Genomic DNA, 19,145 nt, shown 5'->3' on the forward strand with positions numbered 1-19,145 from the left:
CTGCGGTCTATACTGATAATTCAAACATCAACTATGGACCGCATATGTTTACCAACCTACTAAAGCCGTATCGGCAACTACAACATTTATCTCAATATTTTTCTGGTCTTGCACCATTGCTTATGCGACTTATTCTCGCGCCTGTTATGATCATTGCAGGTTATAATAAGTTGAATTTGACCAATCCAGACGCAACGTTTTTGCAAAGTCTCCTCGCCGATCCGAATATTGTTGCTTGGTTTGGTAATAGTGAATGGGGCTTAGGTTTACCTTTTCCTGACTTGCTTGCCTTTCTTGCCGCTTGGACGGAGTTTTTAGGAGGCTGGTTAATTTTATTTGGCTTGCTTACACGCTTAGTATCAATTCCACTCATGGTGACCATGGTTGTTGCTGCAACGACGGTCCATTTGGAGCACGGTTGGTTTTCAGTAACGCCAACAAATCCAGATACTAGCGCAGCGAAAGTACTAGATTGGTTTGGCTTTGACGAAGCTAAAGTGAGTTTAGAAAATAGTGTAGATGCAAAGCAGCGTTTAGATTTAATTAAAGAGATTGTCGAAGAAAATGGCAAACCAAGTTATCTATACGAAAAAGGCAATATTGTGATTTTAAACAATGGAATTGAATTTGCAGCAACTTACTTTGTATTACTACTATCACTATTTTTTACCGGTGGAGGACGTTATGTTAGTGTTGATTATTGGTTGAGACTACTTTTCGAAAGAAAACAACGCGGCTTAATTCCTGAATAAAAATCGGTTATGGCAAGGATGCAATCATAAACTCGTGATGTCGCGTGGTCGAATTTAAGGTAAAATGGTAGACTATCACCATGTTACGACAATTTGCTTAATTAAATAGCCTATTTCGAGGCAAGTATTAAGTTAAATTAGTATAATTCACGGCCATTTTGAAGGCACAACACGGGACGAGTTAATGGACGCCATAGAATTACTCTTAACACGCCAGTCAGATAGCAACCTGTCTTTTCCTGGACCCAATCCAGCTCAACTAGAAATCATTAAAAAGGCGGCACTAAAAGTGCCAGATCACGGTGGTTTAACACCGTTTAAATTTATTATAGTGGAAGAAAGAGGCCGCGAAAAGCTGGGTGAAATCTACTACCAAGCGGCGGTAAAAGAGCAACAAGAGCAACGGGTAATAGATAGAGCGAGACAATTGCCAGAGCGTGCCCCTATGTTGATCATCGCTATATCTCCTTATCAAGAACATCCAAAAGTACCTCGTATTGAGCAAATTCAAAGTGCAGGCTGTAGTGTCTTTGCTATGCAGCAAGCGGCTTTTGCACAGGGGTTGTCTGGTGTCTGGCGAACTGGCTACTTTGCTCAGAGTCCAGAAGTGAAAAAGCAACTTGGTCTCGATGGAAAGGATGAAATCGTTGGCTATCTTTATTTAGGCACGCCTACGGTACAGTGTACTAAGCCTACAAGGCACAAACCTGAAGATTTCTTTAGCAGTTTATAAGGATACGCAGTCATGGCATTACATGTAATTGATCACCCATTAGTTCAGCATAAACTTGGGTTGTTACGAGAGCAGGGCATATCAACTAAAAACTTTCGCGAAATTGTCTCGGAAGTTGGCAACTTACTCACTTACGAAGCAACAAAAGATTTGACGTTGAGCGATCAGGTCATCTCCGCTTGGGATGGTAACGAGTTAACAGTTAAAAGGCTGACGGGTAAAAAGATCACCTTGGTGCCAATTTTAAGAGCCGGTTTGGGAATGCTAGATGGCATATTGCAGTTGATCCCAGCGGCTAAAGTGAGTGTTGTGGGTTTGCAACGCAATGAAGAAACACTTGAGCCTGTGCCTTATTTCGAGAAACTGGTTGGAAATATTGATGCCAGACTTGCGTTAGTTATTGATCCAATGCTTGCGACTGGTGGTTCACTGATCGCTACTATCGACATGCTAAAAAAAGCAGGCTCAAAAGAGATCAGAGCGATTGTGCTGGTAGCGGCGCCAGAGGGAATAAAGTTGGTGGAAGAAGCACACCCTGACGTTGAAATATACACGGCAGCATTAGATAGCCACTTAAATGAGAAAGGATATATAGTCCCAGGGCTTGGTGATGCCGGTGACAAAATCTTTGGCACTCGCGCATAACTTACTGATTTAATGTCATGAAATTTAGGTATCACTGCTTCAAGTTAAATAAAAAAGCTACCCATAAGAGGTAGCTTTTTGGTTTCTATAAAAGAAAGGAATCGGTATTAAAAGTAGCCTCTAATGCCAAGCTTGATGTTACGACCTGGAAGCGGGGCTTGCTCTTTGATAAACGAACTATGCACAAAGCCTAGCTCATCTGTTAGGTTATCAAGGTTAACATAGCCAACCATGTCACTGCCCATAAACTCAAAGTCATAGTTAAACGACATATCCACTAGCGTATAGCCCTTAGTTTCACTTTCATAGCTCGCGATGTTGTCTTGCTTGAAGTAATGTGTCACCGTGAAATTAGCTGTTAGATTCTCGTAACTGTGTTCGTAATCAAGACCTAGCTTGTTGCTTGGGATACGTGGCAAATATTCGTCGTTATCTAACTTCGCTGTCAGCGAATCACCAAACACTTTGACGCGTGCAAAGTTGCTTAGTTTGTAATGGGCATCAAACTCAAGACCGTATAGTTTGGCATCACTGCTTTCAAACTTAAACACTGGAACAGCGCCTTCATGTTCATGATCCGCCACTTCTAAACCGTGCTCCGGGCTATAGATATAGTCTGTTAATGCCTGATAGTAGAAGTTTTCGATGTCGTTGTAGAAGAAATTAACGGTGTAGCCAAAGTCGCCTGAGAACTTTCTAACGCTAATGTCTAAGTTGTTTGATGTTTCTTGTTCGATATCTTGCGGCTCAAAGTGTAAATGATCGCCTTCTAACTCATAACCAAGCCCTAATTCATAGGTGCTGGTTGCGATATGAATGCCATTTGAAAGCAACTCCGCGGTTAATGGTGCGCGCTCCGAGCGAGACAGCGAAACAGCAACGTTTTGGCCTTCAGCAAAGTCGTATACACCGCCAATAGATAAGCTTAGATTGGTCATTTCCAGGTCATAAGAAATAAACCCATTATCTAAGTTTCCACCATGGTCGTGGCCGTGATCATGGTCGTGTTCACCTTCGTGGTCATGATCTTCTTCGTACGCTTCCAGTTGGTTACCTTTGCTTGATAACTGGTAGTCTTCAATACGAGCACCTAACTCAAGTGTGAAGTCTCCAAAACGACGTTCTTCAAGGATATAAAGTGCGTGCGTTTTGGTATTGGTCGATGGCGTAAAAGCTTCTGCACCGTTTGCGGCGTAATCGCTGTCGGAGAAATGATAACCAACGGTGCCGTGCCACTCTCCTAAGCGGTGTTCTGCCGTTAAGCGTAACTCAGTTGTATCATTCTCGAATACAGTGCCAATACTTCCATCTTCAATTTCAGCATGTTCATAATCGGTGTAACCGACACGTAGACCAACAGATTCAAGCCAATCACTGTGTACTGCATAATTTACAAGCCCTTGCCAACGGTCTTGCTTTACTCGAGCAAATACGGATTCTTCTTCGTGGTCATGCCCTTCTTCTTCATGGCCGTGATCATGGTCATGACCAATATGAGAGTGAGCAGGAATGCCATAGTCCGTATCAACACGGCCATAAGAGAAACCAACGGTCAAATGATCACCGACATAACTTGTGCCTAAATTAAATTGCTCAGAATCGATAAAGGTATTGTCGACGCGATTAGCGTACTCTGTTTCATGTTCTTCTGCTTCGTGAGCATGATCTTCGCCTTCATGTTCATGCTCGTGTTCTTCATGTTCGTCGTGCGGTAGCGCAAAATTTGGGGTTTCATAATCTCCACCTTTACGCTTAACGCCATCGAAATGGAAGTTAAATCCGTCAAAACCTGATTCTAATAGCACCGCAAAGGTATTAGTATTTGAGTTGGTATCATGGCTATAGTCGGCAGCGCCCTGAAGGCTATCGATCACGTCTGTGGGAATACGATTATCAACAACATTAACTACACCACCGATTGCACCAGAGCCGTAAAGTAGGGTAGCTGGGCCTCTTAGTACTTCAATTTGCTGTGCGGCTAGCGAGTCATTAGTGTTGGCGTGATCCGGACCAACGCGCGAGGCATCGCTACTGTCTAACCCATTTTGCGTGATTTTGACTCGCGGTCCATCTAAACCACGGATAATAGGGCTTGAACTCACCGGGCCAAAATAGCTGGCATTGATCCCTGGTTGACCTTTTAGTGTTTCACCCAGTGTGGGTTTTGCACGGTTTTTTAATTCATCACCGCTTAATACACTGACTGGAGAGGTCATTTCCATACTATTTTTGTGCAGGGCTGAAGAATAAACAACTATGCTCTCAACGGACGTTGGTGTTAGCTCAACACGTACGAAGCCTTGCTCTTCGGTAACATTAATACGATGATCTAAGTAGTTTGGCTTTGAGATATGTAGCTGCGAGTCAGCATCAAGATCAATCGTAAATTGGCCAAATTTATCTGACTTTATCGATTTGCTTTTGCCATGAAGGTGGATAGTGGCGTTACTGAGTGGTTGGTTGTTTGCATCAACAACTTTACCTGTTAGTTGTGCAGCATAAGCTGGCGCTGCACCTATTATTGAAATTAATGCGCTGGCGATAAGAGACTGCTTAAACATATTTTTATTACCACGAGTTAGGTTATGTATTGAACGAGTGAGCTGTTCGACTAATTGAGTGATAATATAACACTACAAATTTTGCTGTTCAATAACGTTATACTATAACTTAGTTATTGTTGAAATTAGAATTACAGCTATAGTTAAGAAACAAGTAAAAGTGAGCACAACATAATGAACAAGCCATTTGTTTTCAAGGCAAGGATTAAGGTTGCTGACTTATTTCACCATAGCCACCATGAAGAAGCATTTACCACCGCCATGTTGTCAAAAGAAAGTAGTGAGCATTTTGCGATGAAATTGCTTGGGATCTGCGCACTGTCTTTTGATAAGCCAGCAAAGTGGAGCAAGGCGGAGAAAAAATACTGGCCGGATGTGTGGCTAGAAGACGACAGCGAACAAGTTGAAGTTGCTTTGTTTATCGGTACGTTAGAGGTCGACGAGATACTCAAGTATGAAAAGCTTTATGCTAAGGTTGTGGTGTTGTGTGCTGACGGTGAGCAATGGTTTGAAGAGCGTCGAGCGCAATTACAGTTTATTGGATCTTTCTCTGTGTTTAGTATTCCCAAGGGCTTTGTGGTTGAATTATGTGAAATGCTGACGCGAAGTTTGCATTGGGATGTAATTTTTGAAAATGGGGCGATGAGTGTTACTGATAGTGAACACTACATTCGTACTCAAATTACCAAGCTGATTTAATGCAGTAGTTAGGGGTAACGGCTGCTAGAGAACAAACTGCTATCTCGGACTTTGGTTATTTACGGCAACTCTATTTTAATATGGCTTGTGGGTCTGCTACAGCACAATAAAATTTCCCCATCTCTCACAAAAGCAAGTGGCTCGTTCGCGTATTGTGTTTGCCCTTCGATGAGCTTGGCGCGGCAGACGCCGCAAAAACCCTCGCGGCATTGATAGGGGACTTCAATATTTGCGGCTTCAAGGGTTTCGAGTATTGAAGACGAAGAAGCCACATATTCCAGTGGCTCCTCAATATTCTCAACCTGAATTAGGAAGGATGGCTTTTCAACCATTACAAGTCGAAATCGCCAAAGTCAGAGGCATCGACTTCAGAGTCGATTTGTCCAACAAGGTATGAGCTGATCTCTGCTTCCTGTGGTGCAACCTGAACATTGTCAGACACAAGCCAAGCATTGATCCACGGAATAGGGTTTGATTTAGTCTCGAATTGCGTTGGTAAACCAACTGCTGACATACGAATATTTGTGATGTACTCGACGTATTGACACAAGATATCTTTGTTCAGACCAATCATCGAACCGTCTTTAAATAGATACTCAGCCCATTCTTTTTCTTGCTCAGCGGCCTCAACAAACATCTTAATTGCTTCTTCACGACATTGCGCTGCCACGATAGACATTTCAGGATCGTCTTTGCCTTCTTGCATGATATTTAGCATGTGCTGTGTGCCAGACAGATGTAGCGCTTCATCACGTGCGATTAGCTTGATGATTTTCGCATTACCTTCCATAAGCTCGCGCTCAGCAAAAGCAAACGAGCAGGCAAAACTCACGTAGAAACGGATCGCTTCTAAGATGTTTACCGACATGATGCAAAGGTACAGGAGCTTTTTAAGTTCAAACAAGTTAATGGCGACCGTTGTGCCGTTAATTTCATGTTTGCCTTCACCGTACTGATTGTAAAGGCTTACTTTTTCAATCAGTTCGTCATAGTACTTGGTAACTGCATCCGCACGTTCAACAATTTTGTCATTGCCCACGATGTCATCAAAGATCAATTCCGGATTTTGCGTTACATTACGAATAATGTGAGTGTAAGAGCGACTGTGAATAGTTTCACTAAATGCCCAAGTTTCTATCCAAGTTTCAAGCTCAGGAATGGAGACAATCGGTAAAAGCGCAACGTTTGGAGAGCGGCCTTGAACACTGTCTAGCAATGTTTGATATTTTAGGTTGCTCAAAAAGATATGTCTTTCGTGCTCAGGAAGTGCCTGAAAGTCCAGTCTATCCTTACTTACGTCTACTTCTTCTGGACGCCAGAAAAACGATAGTTGTTTTTCAATTAGCTTTTCGAAAATAGGGAACTTCTGTTGGTCGTAGCGAGATACATTAACAGTTTGCCCGAAAAACATCGGTTCTTTTAATTGGTCGTTATGATTTCTGCTAAACGTAGAATATGCCATAAATGTGTTACTCAATACCTAAAAAAGCGGGTGAAGACCACCCGCATAAAAGTTATATCTTACAAGCGCCGCCTTCACAACCATCGTCTTCTGCTTCTGGTTTTAACTCATCTTGAGCATCTGAAGCACCGTCACGGGTGTTATGGTAGTAAAGAGTTTTAACACCAAGTTTGTATGCGGTGAGTAAGTCTTTTAGCAATAGCTTCATAGGAACTTTACCCGCTTCAAACTTACTTGGATCATAATTGGTATTTGCAGAGATAGTTTGATCGATGAACTTTTGCATAATACCAACTAATGCAAGGTAACCATCGTTAGATGGAATATCCCAAAGTAGCTCATAGTTATCTTTGAGGCGGTCGTACTCTGGTACTACTTGCTTCAAGATACCATCTTTACTCGCTTTAACACTGATATGACCACGAGGTGGTTCGATACCGTTTGTCGCGTTTGAAATTTGTGATGATGTTTCAGATGGCATCAAGGCAGACAAGGTTGAGTTACGCATACCGTGTTCTTGGATACTTGCTCTTAGTGAATCCCAATCCAGATGCAATGGCTCTTCGCATACTTTATCAAGGTCACGCTTATAAGTATCTATTGGCATAATACCTTGTGAGTACGTCGTTTCGTTAAATTTAGGACAAGCGCCGCGCTCTTTTGCCAATTCATTCGAAGCTTTCATCAGATAGTATTGAATGGCTTCAAATGTTTTATGTGTTAGGCCGTTAGCGCTACCGTCGGAGTACTTAACGCCATTCTTTGCAAGATAATAAGCAAAGTTAATCACACCGATACCCAGTGTACGGCGTCCCATCGTTGCATTGTACGCAGCAGGTACGGGGTAGTCTTGATAGTCTAATAAATTATCAAGTGCGCGAACCGCAAGCTCAGCTAACTCTTCTAACTCGTCTAGAGACTTGATGGCACCCAAGTTAAATGCGGAAAGCGTACATAGTGCAATTTCACCTTCAGGGTCGTTTACGTGGCTTAGAGGCTTAGTTGGCAGTGCAATTTCAAGACATAGGTTTGACTGACGGATCGGTGCAACCTTAGAGTCAAACGGACTGTGTGTATTACAGTGGTCAACGTTTTGTAGATAAATACGACCAGTGCTCGCACGTTCTTGCGCAAACATTGAGAATAATTCAATCGCTTTAATGCGTTTCTTACGGATAGACTCATCTTGCTCGTACTTAACATACAGTTCTTCGAATTTATCTTGATCTTCAAAGAATGCGTCGTAAAGACCAGGTACATCTGATGGACTAAATAGCGTGATATAGTCGTCTTTAATTAGGCGGCTATACATGGTTTTGTTGAACTGCACGCCATAATCCAAATGACGCACGCGGTTCTCTTCAACACCACGGTTATTTTTTAGTACTAATAGGTTTTCAACTTCAAGATGCCAAAGTGGGTAGAATAGGGTCGCTGCGCCACCACGTACACCACCTTGAGAACAGCTTTTAACAGCCGTTTGGAAGTGTTTATAAAACGGAATACATCCTGTGTGATACGCTTCACCATTTCTGATTGGGCTACCTAGTGCACGAATACGACCAGCGTTAATACCGATACCAGCGCGCTGACTGACGTATTTTACAATCGCAGAGGAAGTTGCGTTGATTGAATCTAGACTATCAGCACATTCAATCAGTACGCATGAGCTAAACTGGCGTGTCGGTGTACGAACACCAGCCATAATTGGCGTAGGTAATGAAATTTTGAATGTTGAAACCGCATCGTAGAATCGTTTAATGTAATCTAGACGCGTTTCTTTCGGGTAGTTTGCAAACAGGCTAGCAGCTACAAGAACATATAAGAACTGCGCACTTTCATAGATCTCACCCGTTACGCGGTTTTGTACAAGGTACTTACCTTCCAACTGCTTAACAGCTGCATAGCTGAAGTTCATATCTCGACTATGATCGATGTAGTTGTTTAGCTCATCAAACTCTTCTTTTGTGTAATCAGTAAGAAGATGCTGATCATAGCGCTTGTCTTCAACCAGTTTTACCACATGGTCGTGTAAGTGCGGCGGCTCAAAACAGCCATAGGCTTTCTTACGCAAGTGGAAAATAGCCAAACGAGCGGCTAGATACTGATAATCTGGAGACTCTTTTGAGATCAGATCGGCTGCAGCTTTAATAATCGTTTCGTGGATATCACCAGTACGAATACCGTCATAAAACTGGATGTGTGACTTTAATTCAACCTGAGAAACTGAGACGTTATCCAGGCCTTCTGCCGCCCATGTAATGACACGATGGATCTTATCTAGATCTAACGGTTCTTTGCGACCGTTTCTTTTGCATACAGATAGCTGTTGGTTCATGTTATGTGCCTGTATTCCTTAGGAACGCGCTTTAGATATCGCACGAATATAAAATTGTTTAGCAAACCACCACTATATATGGTGCCCTAGTGGCTAGGGATCACAAGATAGTGGGGTTGACGTGAATTTGCAAGAGAACAACTCGGGCAGAATTGTGGATAAGTTTGGGATAATTTATTTATGTAAGTATCCACTAACCTATGACAATCCACTCATCTGCCCACAAAGAAAAATCAACAAAAAGATGATGCTTTTCAGCAAAAATAAAAAAAAATTCTAACTGATTTTTTTCTACACAAATTCGTATCTATTATAGCAAAAACACAATATATGGTGTTTTATTTTTTTATCGACACTAAATATGCGATAACGTGTCTAATGGGTTAGTAAGATAGAGATCCGCATGCCAAGACCTAGCTTCAGCTTCAGATGGAATGAATCCCCACATCGCCGCTGCACTAATCATTTTTGCGGATTTTGCAGCAATGATATCTCGCTCAGCGTCGCCAACATAAATACACTGCTCAGGTGAAACCCCCAATTTTGATGCCACTAAGAGTAAAGGCTCGGGGTGGGGTTTGGCCACCGAAAGTGTATCTCCACATACCACTGTCTCGATCTTTGCAAGTTCAGGAATTTGTTTTAGTAGCGGAAGTGTTAAAAACTCAGGTTTGTTTGTCATGATCCCAACCGGAATCTCTTTTTCTGCAAGTGCCGCTAATAACGCACCAATCTGCGCAAAGCATTGGGAGTGTACTGATAGATTTGCCAGGTAGTAGTCAAGTACCCCCTGACGTAATATCTGAGTATCAAAGTGTTTTAATGACTCACCAAACCCTACCTGTAACATCGCTGCTACGCCGTTTGAAATCGCACTGCTATATACCTGTTTGCCGACAGTAGGCATCTGATTAGTAGTTAAAACGTGGTTTAGTGCAGCGCCCAAGTCATCACTGGTATCCAGCAAGGTGCCGTCTAGATCAAATAGTACCGCTTGGATCATGCCAGCTTCTCGAAGTGTAGAATGTAGTTAACCGAAACGTCTTTAGTTAAGGTAAATGTTTTGCCGATAGGGTTGTAGTTAATCCCTGTCGCTGCTCTGACTTTGAGGTCGTACTTTTCAGCCCAGTCAATTAAGGTCGAAGGGCGAATAAACTTATCATGTTCATGCGTGCCTTCAGGAACCATTTTAAGCAGTTTTTCAGCAGCGACGATAGCCAGTAAATACGCTTTTGTAGTTTTGTTTAAGGTAGAAAAAAATACATGACCGCCAGGCTTAACTAGCTGTGCGACTGCGCGAATAATGGATTCTGGATCTGGTACGTGTTCTAACATTTCCATGCAAGTTACTACATCGAATTCGCCATGGTGCAAGGCTGCGAATTCTTCTACTGGCACTTTTTGATAGTCTACTTCCACGCCGACCTCTAGCGCGTGAAGCTTTGCGACATTGAGCGGTTCTTGTCCCATATCGATACCGGTTGCATTTGCGCCCAGCTTAGCCATGCTTTCTGTTAAAATCCCACCACCACAACCGACATCCAATACTGTTTTTGCAAATAGGCCTTCACATTTATCGTTAATAAAGTCCAATCTCAATGGGTTAATATCGTGTAATGGTTTGAATTCTCCCTCTCGGTCCCACCAGCGCTCTGCTATTTCTTCAAATTTAGCGATTTCATTAGGGTCTACATTTTGATGTTCGGTCATAAAAAACTTCCTCGTCGAATTGAGCGCATTATAAAGGGGATTAGATAAAAATAGCACCTGTAAAACGGTAAAAAGTGTGTTAGCATGCTTGACGAATTTTATAATAAACAAAGCCCCCGCTGATACTCTGAGGCAATTCGGCTATTTTTCGAAGCGCGTTTAATTGGCGCTTCAGCAGAAAAAGCAATTTGATATTCAGATAGCATCTCAACACAAGTTGTAGTGTGACACAAAAGGGGTGGACACTGAAGGAAAGTGGAGTCAAATGTCTGATCTCGCCAATGAAATCCTGCCAGTCAATATCGAAGATGAATTAAAAAATTCATACCTAGATTATGCAATGAGTGTAATCGTAGGTCGTGCATTACCTGACGTACGTGACGGCCTAAAGCCAGTTCACCGTCGTGTATTGTTCGCGATGAATGAACTTAAAAATGACTGGAACAAACCATATAAAAAGTCAGCTCGTGTAGTTGGTGACGTAATCGGTAAATACCACCCGCATGGTGATAGCGCGGTTTACGATACTATTGTACGTATGGCTCAGCCTTTCTCTCTACGCTATATGCTCGTAGATGGACAAGGTAACTTTGGTTCTGTCGATGGTGACTCTGCAGCTGCGATGCGTTATACCGAAGTACGTATGGCGAAAGTCGCTCACGAGTTACTTGCTGACCTTGAAAAAGAAACCGTTGATTATGTACCAAACTACGATGGTACAGAGCAAATTCCAGATGTGTTACCAACTAAAGTGCCTAACTTATTGGTGAATGGCTCATCTGGTATCGCGGTTGGTATGGCGACCAATATTCCGCCTCACAACTTAACTGAGGTGATCAATGGCTGTTTGGCTGTGATCCAGAATCCAGACATCACTATTGAAGAGTTAATCGACTATATTCCGGGTCCTGATTTCCCGACAGCCGCCATTATTAGCGGTAAGAATGGCATCGAACAAGCCTATAAAACAGGCCGTGGTAAGATCTACATCCGTGCGAAAGCTGAAATCGAAGTCGATGAGAAGACTGGCAAAGAAACTATCATCGTTCATGAAATTCCTTACCAAGTTAACAAAGCAAGACTAATCGAAAAGATTGCAGAGCTTGTTAAAGACAAAAAGGTTGAAGGGATCAGTGCACTACGCGACGAGTCGGATAAAGACGGTATGCGTATTGTTATTGAAATCAAACGCGGCGAAGTAGGTGAGGTTGTACTAAACAATCTATACGCTCAAACACAACTACAAACTGTGTTTGGCATCAATATGGTTGCACTAGACAATAACCAGCCTAAGTGTTTCAACCTGAAAGAAATGCTTGATGCGTTTATTATTCACCGTCGTGAAGTCGTAACGCGTCGTACTGTATTTGACCTGCGTAAGGCGAGAGACAGAGCGCATACGCTTGAAGGCCTCGCAATTGCGCTAGCCAACATTGACCCAATCATTGAGCTTATTCGTAAGTCACCAACACCAGCGGAAGCGAAAGCGGCGCTAACTGCGCGAGCTTGGGATCTTGGTAACGTTAAATCAATGCTTGAGCGTACTGGTGAAGAAAATGTTGCGCGTCCGGATTGGTTAGCGGAAGAATTAGGGATCCGTGATGGTCAGTACTATTTGTCTGAGCAACAAGCCCAAGCAATTCTAGACTTAAGACTACACAAATTAACGGGTCTTGAGCACGAGAAAATTCTAGCAGAATACAAAGAACTACTCGATCTTATCGCTGAGCTACTGTACATCCTTTCTACTCCAGAGCGTTTGATGGAAGTGATCCGCGATGAGTTAGTTGAAATCAAAGAAACGTATGGCGATGAGCGTCGCACAGAGATCACTGCTGCTGCGCACGATATCAGTTTAGAAGATTTGATCAACGAAGAAGACGTTGTAGTTACGCTTTCTCACGAAGGCTATGTGAAGTATCAACCTCTTAGCGATTACGAAGCTCAGCGCCGCGGTGGTAAAGGGCGATCTGCAACTAAGATGAAAGATGAAGACTTTATCGAACGTCTACTCGTTGCAAATACTCACGATACAATTCTTTGTTTCTCAACTTCTGGCCGTTTGTATTGGTTAAAAGTTTACCAGCTGCCGCTTGCATCACGTGCTGCGCGCGGAAAGCCAATTGTTAACTTGTTACCACTCGAAGCTGATGAGCGTATTACGACAATTTTACCAGTTCGCGAATACGAAGAAGATAAATTTATCGTCATGGCGACGGCAAGTGGTATCGTTAAGAAAACACCTCTGACTGCATACAGCCGTCAGCGTGCAAGTGGTATTATTGCTATCAACTTGAACGAAGGTGATAGCCTGATCGGTGCTAATATCACCACAGGTGACAATGACATCATGCTATTTACTGAGCATGGTAAAGTTGTACGCTTTAACGAGAAGCAGCGAGACTCAGAAACAGGTGAAGTGAAGCGTGATCCTGAAACTGGCGAAGAAATGTTGGCTTTACGTCCGATGGGCCGTACAGCAACAGGTGTTCGTGGTATCAAGATGCCAGATGACGTGAAAGTGGTATCACTAATCGTACCACAAGGCGATGGTGCAATCTTGACCGTAACTGAAAATGGTTATGGTAAGCGTACACCGCTTGAAGAGTACCCAGCGAAGAGCCGTGCAACACAAGGTGTTGTGTCAATCAAAGTAACTGAGAGAAATGGTTCTGTGGTTGGCGCGGTTCAAGTTGACGACAACGATGAAATCATGTTGATCTCAAACCGTGGTACGTTAGTTAGAACGCGTGTAAACGAAGTTTCTACGGTAGGCCGTAACACCCAAGGTGTTATTCTGATCCGTACGATGGAAGAAGAAAAGGTAGTTGGTCTTCAACGCATCGAAGAAATTGAAGTGGAAGAGTTGCCTGAAGGTGACGTTGCAGAGCTAGAAGGTGAAGCAACACCTGCTGCGGGATCTGACGCAGAGGAATAAAAAATCCTACCCAAAAAAAAGCGACTTCGGTCGCTTTTTTTCTTTCTGTCAATTTTTTCAATCTGTTCCTCTATGACAAGAGCCTGAAGCCTGATAAATTAAGGCTACCAACAATCCGACGTTTTAGTCGGGCAGCCCACTGTTCATCCGAAAAGTCATGAGAATAACGCTATTCTTTGGATGATCTAGATTATTTGGAATGAGGAAAAATATGACGGTTTATAATTTTTGCGCGGGTCCTGCGATGTTACCTGTTGAAGTGATGAAAAAAGCGCAAAAAGAATTTCTAGATTGGCAAAATTTAGGCGTGTCGGTGATGGAAGTTAGCCATCGCTCAGCGCCTTACTTGGAGATGGCGAAGCAGTGCGAAGCCAGCTTACGTCGTTTGATGAACATCTCTGACGAATTTGAAGTCCTGTTTATGCATGGTGGTGGCCGAGGTCACTTTGCTGCTGTACCGTTAAATCTACATGTAGATGGTGTACCTGGCGTATATATCGAGAACGGGATCTGGTCTACCGGTGCGACGAAAGAAGGTGAAAAATTCACGCAAACGCATGCGATTAATATCCGTACTGACGAAAATGGTCAATTCGATATTTTACCTGTCTCCGAATGGAAGTTACCAGAAAACGCTTCATACATTCACTATTGTCCAAACGAAACCATCGACGGTATCGAAATATTTGACGTTCCAAAACATTCAAGCGCATCAATTGTAGCGGATATGTCTTCCAATATTTTATCTCGTGAGATTAACGTCAATGACTTTGATTTGATTTATGCTGGTGCGCAAAAAAATATCGGTCCTTCAGGGCTCAGTATCGCTATTGTACGTAAGACGTTATTGAAGCGTGAAGGGTTGCCAAGACCTGCCATTCTTGATTACGCCATTGAGGCTGATCAGCAAAGCATGTACAACACACCACCGACATTTGCATGGTATCTTGCGTTTGAGGTATTCAAATATCTTGAAAGCATTGGTGGTGTTAAAGCCATGGAAGCGCACAATCAAGAAAAAGCGGCCATTTTGTACGATTACATCGATGGCTCTGGCTTCTATTCAAACAAAGTTGCAAAACATTGTCGCTCGTTAATGAACGTACCATTTTGGTTAAACGATGACAGCCTAAATGCAAAATTTTTGGCAGAGGCAGAACAAAACGGTTTAATTGCACTTGAGGGCCACCGTTTTGTCGGCGGTATGCGTGCAAGCATCTATAACGCTATGCCAATTGAAGGGATCAAAGCGTTAGTTGCGTTTATGGATAAATTCGCACGGGAGAACAGTTGATGGAACAATTGACCCTCAAGCCTATTACTAAAGTCAGTGGCAGTGTGACGCTACCTGGCTCTAAAAGCTTATCAAATCGTATTTTGTTGCTTGCGGCATTGTGCGAAGGCACGACAAAAGTGACGAACTTATTGGATAGCGATGACATCCGCCATATGTTAGGTGCATTGTCTCAGTTAGGCGTTGAAGTAACCTTAGAAGACGATAATACGGTGGCACTGGTCAAAGGAAATGGTGGTAACTTTAACACCCCCGTTGAGCCGCTATTTTTAGGCAATGCCGGTACAGCATATCGTCCATTAACTGCTGTGCTTGCTGCTATATCCGGTGATTATGAACTGATTGGTGAGCCACGAATGGAAGAGCGCCCAATTGGCCATCTTGTTGATGCCATGCAAACGCTTGGTGCAGATATTCAATATCTCAAAAACAAAGACTACCCGCCGTTAAAAATTACAGGTAAGCAACTTGCTGGTGGTGAAGTTGAGATTGACGGTAGTATCTCAAGCCAATTCTTAACTGCATTATTGATGGCTGCACCGCTTTTTAGTGGCGATACGAATATTGCGATCAAAGGTGAACTGGTTTCAAAGCCTTATATTGATATTACCATTGGCGTGATGGCGCACTTTGGGGTTCATGTCGAAAACCACGATTACCAACATTTTGTGGTAAAAGCAGGCCAGCAGTATCAATCTCCAGGAACACTTATGGTCGAAGGGGATGCCTCGTCAGCCTCTTATTTCATCGCAGCAGCAGCAATTGCAGGAGGCGAAATTGAAATAAAGGGAGTGGGTAAACAAAGTGTGCAAGGTGATATCGGTTTTGCCAAAGTGATGGAACAAGTCGGTGCAGACATTGATTGGCATGATGAGCGTATCGTTGTCAGAAAAGGTGAGCTAAATGGTGTGGACATTGACGCCAATGCTATCCCCGATGCGGCGATGACGCTTGCAACCGTAGCGCTATTCGCAAAAGGTAAAACGGCAATTCGTAATATCTACAATTGGCGCGTGAAAGAAACCGATAGGTTAGCTGCCATGGCGACTGAACTTAAAAAAGTAGGCGCAGAAGTGGTAGAAGGGCACGATTTTATCGAAGTTACACCACCGGCTAATTTTAATTTTACGGATGTAGACACATACAATGACCATCGCATTGCGATGTGTTTTTCGATGGTGGCAGTCGGTGGTCAAGCTATAACGATCAACGACCCTAAATGTACGGCAAAAACTTTCCCAACCTATTTTTCAGTGTTAGAAAGCATTAGTCAGCATTAATTTCACCAAGGTGTTGAAGCTGTTCAGCACCTTAAAATCTCCTTTAAAATAGTCATTATAACAAAGTCAAACACACGCATATTTGACTGAATTTTATTCAGTCAAAGCCAGTCAGTACCTGACATTTCACACCTTTCGCTTCACTAATAATTTGAGATATAACAAAAAATGACAGGTAAATAAGGATATATTCAGCAAATTGACGTATACTATGCGCCGTCAAATTCAGGTGAGCATTTTTAGGAGGTCTAAATGCAGGCAGCTATGCCAGTTATCACCGTAGACGGCCCAAGTGGTTCAGGCAAAGGAACTGTTTGTCGCTTGTTAGCTGAAACATTAAATTGGGAAGTGTTGGATAGCGGTGCAATTTATCGTGTGCTTTCGTTAGCAGCGTTACACCACCAAATTGCAACAGATAACGAAGAGGGGCTGGTCCCACTCGCTGCTAATTTGGATGTACAATTTTCTATCGATAAAGAAACTAAAAAAAGCAAAATTGTACTTGAAGGTGAAGATGTTACTAACACCATTCGCAATGAAGAAGTCGGCGCAGCAGCGTCAAAAATTGCGGCGCTACCTCGAGTAAGAGAAGCATTATTACGACGTCAGCGCGCTTTTAGAACTGAAGTAGGCTTAATTGCAGATGGACGTGATATGGGAACGGTGGTGTTCCCAGATGCTGAACTTAAAATTTATTTAACTGCAAGCGCTGAAGAACGTGCTCGCAGGCGATTTGTTGAGTTGAATGAGAAAGGCCATGATGTTACACTAAGTGGTCTGTTAGAAGACATTAAAGCTCGCGATGATCGCGATATGAATCGCAAGGTTGCCCCATTAGTTCCTGCCAGCGATGCGGTAGTTGTTGATACAACTGAGCATAATGCTGAACAGGTGTTCGAACAGGTTATGTCTTTTATTCAAGACGCCATTGTGGCAGGTAAACTTCCAAAAAGTTGTTTACCTAAATAATTTTTAATGACACAGGCAGGAAGCTAGTGTTTATTTAACAACCCCATGCAGCATGGTCGCTAATTGGTAATTTAACTTTATAGAGACGTATTTAGTATGTCAGAAAATTTTGCGCAGTTATTTGAAGAAAGCCTACAGGGTTTTGAAGTTGAGCAAGGCTCAATCGTTAAAGGTACAGTAATCGCTATCGAGAACAACGTTGTTCTTGTTGATGCTGGCCTTAAGTCTGAAAGTGCAATCCCTGCAGAGCAATTCAAAAATGCTGCTGGTGAACTAGAAGTTGCAGTTGGCGACGAAGTAGATGTAGCACTTGACGCTATCGAAGACGGTTTCGGTGAGACTATCCTTTCTCGTGAGAAAGCGAAGCGTCACGAAGCTTGGATCCGTCTAGAGAAAGCATGTGAAGAGCACGAAACTGTTGTTGGTATGATCAACGGTAAAGTTAAAGGCGGTTTCACAGTTGAAGTTGATTCAATCCGTGCATTCCTACCTGGTTCACTTGTTGATGTACGTCCAGTTCGCGACACAGCTCACCTTGAAGGTAAAGAGCTAGAGTTCAAAGTTATCAAGCTAGACCAGAAGCGCAACAACGTTGTTGTTTCACGTCGTGCTGTTATCGAATCTGAGAACTCACAAGAGCGTGAAGAGCTTCTTCAAAACCTTGTTGAAGGTCAAGAAGTTAAGGGTATCGTTAAGAACCTTACAGACTACGGTGCATTCGTAGACTTAGGTGGTGTTGACGGTCTTCTACACATCACTGACATGGCTTGGAAGCGTGTTAAGCACCCTTCAGAGATCGTGAACGTAGGTGACGAAATCAACGTTAAAGTACTTAAGTTCGACAAAGAGAAGACTCGTGTTTCTCTAGGTCTTAAGCAACTTGGCGAAGATCCATGGGCTGCTATCGCTGGTCGTTACCCAGAAGGTGCTAAGCTTACTGGTCGTGTAACTAACCTAACTGACTACGGCTGTTTCGTTGAAATCGAAGAAGGCGTTGAAGGTCTAGTACACGTTTCAGAAATGGATTGGACTAACAAAAACATCCATCCTTCAAAAGTAGTTTCACTAGGTGATACTGTTGAAGTTATGGTTCTTGAAATCGACGAAGAGCGTCGTCGTATTTCTCTAGGTCTTAAGCAGTGTAAAGCTAACCCTTGGCAAGAGTTTGCTCGTCTTAACAACAAAGGCGACCAAGTTTCTGGTAAGATCAAGTCTATCACTGACTTCGGTATCTTCATCGGTCTTGACGGTGGTATCGACGGTCTTGTACACCTATCTGACATCTCTTGGAACACTCCAGGTGAAGAAGCTGTACGTGAGTACAAGAAAGGTGACGAAATCACAGCGATCGTTCTACAAGTTGACCCAGAGCGTGAGCGTATCTCTCTAGGCGTTAAGCAAATCGACGCTGATCCATTCACTAACTACCTAGACGCCAACAAAAAAGGTGCTATTGTTAAAGGTAAAGTGACTGAAGTTGATGCTAAAGGCGCAACTGTTGAGCTAGTCGAAGGCGTTGAAGGTTACATCCGTGTAGCTGACATCGCGCAAGAGCGTGTTGAAGACGCGACTGCTGCTGTTTCTGCAGGCGACGAAATCGAAGCTAAATTTGTAGGTGTTGATCGTAAGAACCGTACTATCAGCCTATCAGTTAAAGCTATCTACGAAGCTGAAGAAAAAGAAGTACTAGAAAAGCTTAAGAAAGATGAGCCTGCGTTCGAAAACGCAATGGCTGCAGCTTTCAAAAATGCTCAAAAAGACTAA

General features: G+C 43.0%; 15 protein-coding genes. 9 read left to right on the forward strand and 6 right to left on the reverse strand.

What is annotated here, in order from left to right:
• The first annotated feature begins 44 nt into the window (after positions 1 to 44).
• The 3 genes from CWC03_RS04255 to upp all read left to right on the forward strand — a co-directional run bounded on the left by CWC03_RS04255 (position 45) and on the right by upp (position 2,130).
• Complete coding sequence (locus CWC03_RS04255) at positions 45 to 752, forward strand: HvfX family Cu-binding RiPP maturation protein (RefSeq protein WP_138580712.1); 708 nt, start codon at positions 45 to 47, stop codon at positions 750 to 752.
• 184 nt (positions 753 to 936) lie between these two features.
• A complete protein-coding gene (locus CWC03_RS04260; protein WP_138580713.1) occupies positions 937 to 1,485 on the forward strand; it encodes an NAD(P)H nitroreductase in 549 nt (182 codons plus the stop codon).
• Positions 1,486 to 1,497: 12 nt separating this feature from the next.
• On the forward strand, positions 1,498 to 2,130 hold the full coding sequence (gene upp, locus CWC03_RS04265) for a uracil phosphoribosyltransferase (RefSeq protein WP_138580714.1): 633 nt from the start codon (positions 1,498 to 1,500) through the stop codon (positions 2,128 to 2,130).
• A 107-nt stretch (positions 2,131 to 2,237) separates the two neighbouring features.
• Here the strand turns inward: upp and CWC03_RS04270 are convergent, their stop codons facing one another.
• Positions 2,238 to 4,691, reverse strand: a complete 2,454-nt coding sequence (locus tag CWC03_RS04270; protein WP_138580715.1) for a TonB-dependent receptor — start codon at positions 4,689 to 4,691, stop codon at positions 2,238 to 2,240.
• Between the two features lie 174 nt (positions 4,692 to 4,865).
• Here CWC03_RS04270 and CWC03_RS04275 point away from each other — a divergent pair, with 174 nt between their 5' ends.
• A complete protein-coding gene (locus tag CWC03_RS04275) occupies positions 4,866 to 5,390 on the forward strand; it encodes a YaeQ family protein (protein ID WP_138580716.1) in 525 nt (174 codons plus the stop codon).
• A 59-nt stretch (positions 5,391 to 5,449) separates the two neighbouring features.
• Here CWC03_RS04275 and yfaE read toward each other — a convergent pair whose 3' ends face one another.
• The 5 genes from yfaE to ubiG form a co-directional block, all read right to left on the reverse strand.
• A complete protein-coding gene (gene yfaE / locus CWC03_RS04280) occupies positions 5,450 to 5,722 on the reverse strand; it encodes a class I ribonucleotide reductase maintenance protein YfaE (RefSeq protein ID WP_138580717.1) in 273 nt (90 codons plus the stop codon).
• Positions 5,722 to 6,852: a class Ia ribonucleoside-diphosphate reductase subunit beta gene (nrdB, locus tag CWC03_RS04285; protein WP_138580718.1), complete on the reverse strand. Its 1,131-nt coding sequence runs from the start codon at positions 6,850 to 6,852 to the stop codon at positions 5,722 to 5,724. Before nrdB ends, yfaE begins: the two co-directional genes overlap by 1 nt.
• Before the next feature lie 52 nt (positions 6,853 to 6,904).
• On the reverse strand, positions 6,905 to 9,190 hold the full coding sequence (nrdA, locus tag CWC03_RS04290; protein ID WP_138522182.1) for a class 1a ribonucleoside-diphosphate reductase subunit alpha: 2,286 nt from the start codon (positions 9,188 to 9,190) through the stop codon (positions 6,905 to 6,907).
• A gap of 355 nt (positions 9,191 to 9,545) precedes the next feature.
• Entirely contained in the window at positions 9,546 to 10,193 is a 648-nt protein-coding gene (locus CWC03_RS04295; protein ID WP_138580719.1) for an HAD family hydrolase, read from the reverse strand.
• Positions 10,190 to 10,900 carry a bifunctional 2-polyprenyl-6-hydroxyphenol methylase/3-demethylubiquinol 3-O-methyltransferase UbiG gene (gene ubiG / locus CWC03_RS04300; RefSeq protein ID WP_138580720.1) on the reverse strand — a complete coding sequence of 237 codons (711 nt, stop codon included), beginning with the start codon at positions 10,898 to 10,900 and terminating at the stop codon, positions 10,190 to 10,192. The genes CWC03_RS04295 and ubiG overlap by 4 nt, the downstream gene beginning before the upstream one ends.
• Before the next feature lie 265 nt (positions 10,901 to 11,165).
• Between ubiG and gyrA the strand changes: the two genes are divergently transcribed.
• The 5 genes from gyrA to rpsA all read left to right on the forward strand — a co-directional run bounded on the left by gyrA (position 11,166) and on the right by rpsA (position 19,145).
• Positions 11,166 to 13,838 (forward strand): DNA gyrase subunit A, encoded by a 2,673-nt coding sequence (gene gyrA, locus CWC03_RS04305; protein WP_138580721.1) that lies wholly within the window; start codon positions 11,166 to 11,168, stop codon positions 13,836 to 13,838.
• Positions 13,839 to 14,049: 211 nt separating this feature from the next.
• On the forward strand, positions 14,050 to 15,132 hold the full coding sequence (serC, locus tag CWC03_RS04310) for a 3-phosphoserine/phosphohydroxythreonine transaminase (protein ID WP_138580722.1): 1,083 nt from the start codon (positions 14,050 to 14,052) through the stop codon (positions 15,130 to 15,132).
• On the forward strand, positions 15,132 to 16,412 hold the full coding sequence (gene aroA, locus CWC03_RS04315; RefSeq protein ID WP_138580723.1) for a 3-phosphoshikimate 1-carboxyvinyltransferase: 1,281 nt from the start codon (positions 15,132 to 15,134) through the stop codon (positions 16,410 to 16,412). The genes serC and aroA overlap by 1 nt, the downstream gene beginning before the upstream one ends.
• 252 nt (positions 16,413 to 16,664) lie before the next feature.
• Entirely contained in the window at positions 16,665 to 17,381 is a 717-nt protein-coding gene (gene cmk / locus CWC03_RS04320; RefSeq protein WP_138580724.1) for a (d)CMP kinase, read from the forward strand.
• 96 nt (positions 17,382 to 17,477) lie between these two features.
• On the forward strand, positions 17,478 to 19,145 hold the full coding sequence (gene rpsA, locus CWC03_RS04325; RefSeq protein ID WP_138580725.1) for a 30S ribosomal protein S1: 1,668 nt from the start codon (positions 17,478 to 17,480) through the stop codon (positions 19,143 to 19,145).

The sequence above is a fragment of the Pseudoalteromonas sp. S2755 genome (assembly GCF_005886535.1).
Taxonomy (GTDB): Bacteria; Pseudomonadota; Gammaproteobacteria; order Enterobacterales; family Alteromonadaceae; genus Pseudoalteromonas.

Excerpts from the sequence above, each read along its gene's own strand:
- CWC03_RS04255 (WP_138580712.1), top strand. The coding sequence starts at position 45 with ATGTTTACCAACCTACTAAAGCCGTATCGGCAACTACAACATTTATCT.
- upp (WP_138580714.1), top strand. The coding sequence starts at position 1,498 with ATGGCATTACATGTAATTGATCACCCATTAGTTCAGCATAAACTTGGG.
- CWC03_RS04270 (WP_138580715.1), bottom strand. The coding sequence starts at position 4,691 with ATGTTTAAGCAGTCTCTTATCGCCAGCGCATTAATTTCAATAATAGGT.
- ubiG (WP_138580720.1), bottom strand. The coding sequence starts at position 10,900 with ATGACCGAACATCAAAATGTAGACCCTAATGAAATCGCTAAATTTGAA.
- nrdB (WP_138580718.1), bottom strand. The coding sequence starts at position 6,852 with ATGGCATATTCTACGTTTAGCAGAAATCATAACGACCAATTAAAAGAA.
- rpsA (WP_138580725.1), top strand. The coding sequence starts at position 17,478 with ATGTCAGAAAATTTTGCGCAGTTATTTGAAGAAAGCCTACAGGGTTTT.
- CWC03_RS04295 (WP_138580719.1), bottom strand. The coding sequence starts at position 10,193 with ATGATCCAAGCGGTACTATTTGATCTAGACGGCACCTTGCTGGATACC.
- yfaE (WP_138580717.1), bottom strand. The coding sequence starts at position 5,722 with ATGGTTGAAAAGCCATCCTTCCTAATTCAGGTTGAGAATATTGAGGAG.
- CWC03_RS04275 (WP_138580716.1), top strand. The coding sequence starts at position 4,866 with ATGAACAAGCCATTTGTTTTCAAGGCAAGGATTAAGGTTGCTGACTTA.
- serC (WP_138580722.1), top strand. The coding sequence starts at position 14,050 with ATGACGGTTTATAATTTTTGCGCGGGTCCTGCGATGTTACCTGTTGAA.
- gyrA (WP_138580721.1), top strand. The coding sequence starts at position 11,166 with ATGTCTGATCTCGCCAATGAAATCCTGCCAGTCAATATCGAAGATGAA.
- cmk (WP_138580724.1), top strand. The coding sequence starts at position 16,665 with ATGCAGGCAGCTATGCCAGTTATCACCGTAGACGGCCCAAGTGGTTCA.
- aroA (WP_138580723.1), top strand. The coding sequence starts at position 15,132 with ATGGAACAATTGACCCTCAAGCCTATTACTAAAGTCAGTGGCAGTGTG.
- CWC03_RS04260 (WP_138580713.1), top strand. The coding sequence starts at position 937 with ATGGACGCCATAGAATTACTCTTAACACGCCAGTCAGATAGCAACCTG.
- nrdA (WP_138522182.1), bottom strand. The coding sequence starts at position 9,190 with ATGAACCAACAGCTATCTGTATGCAAAAGAAACGGTCGCAAAGAACCG.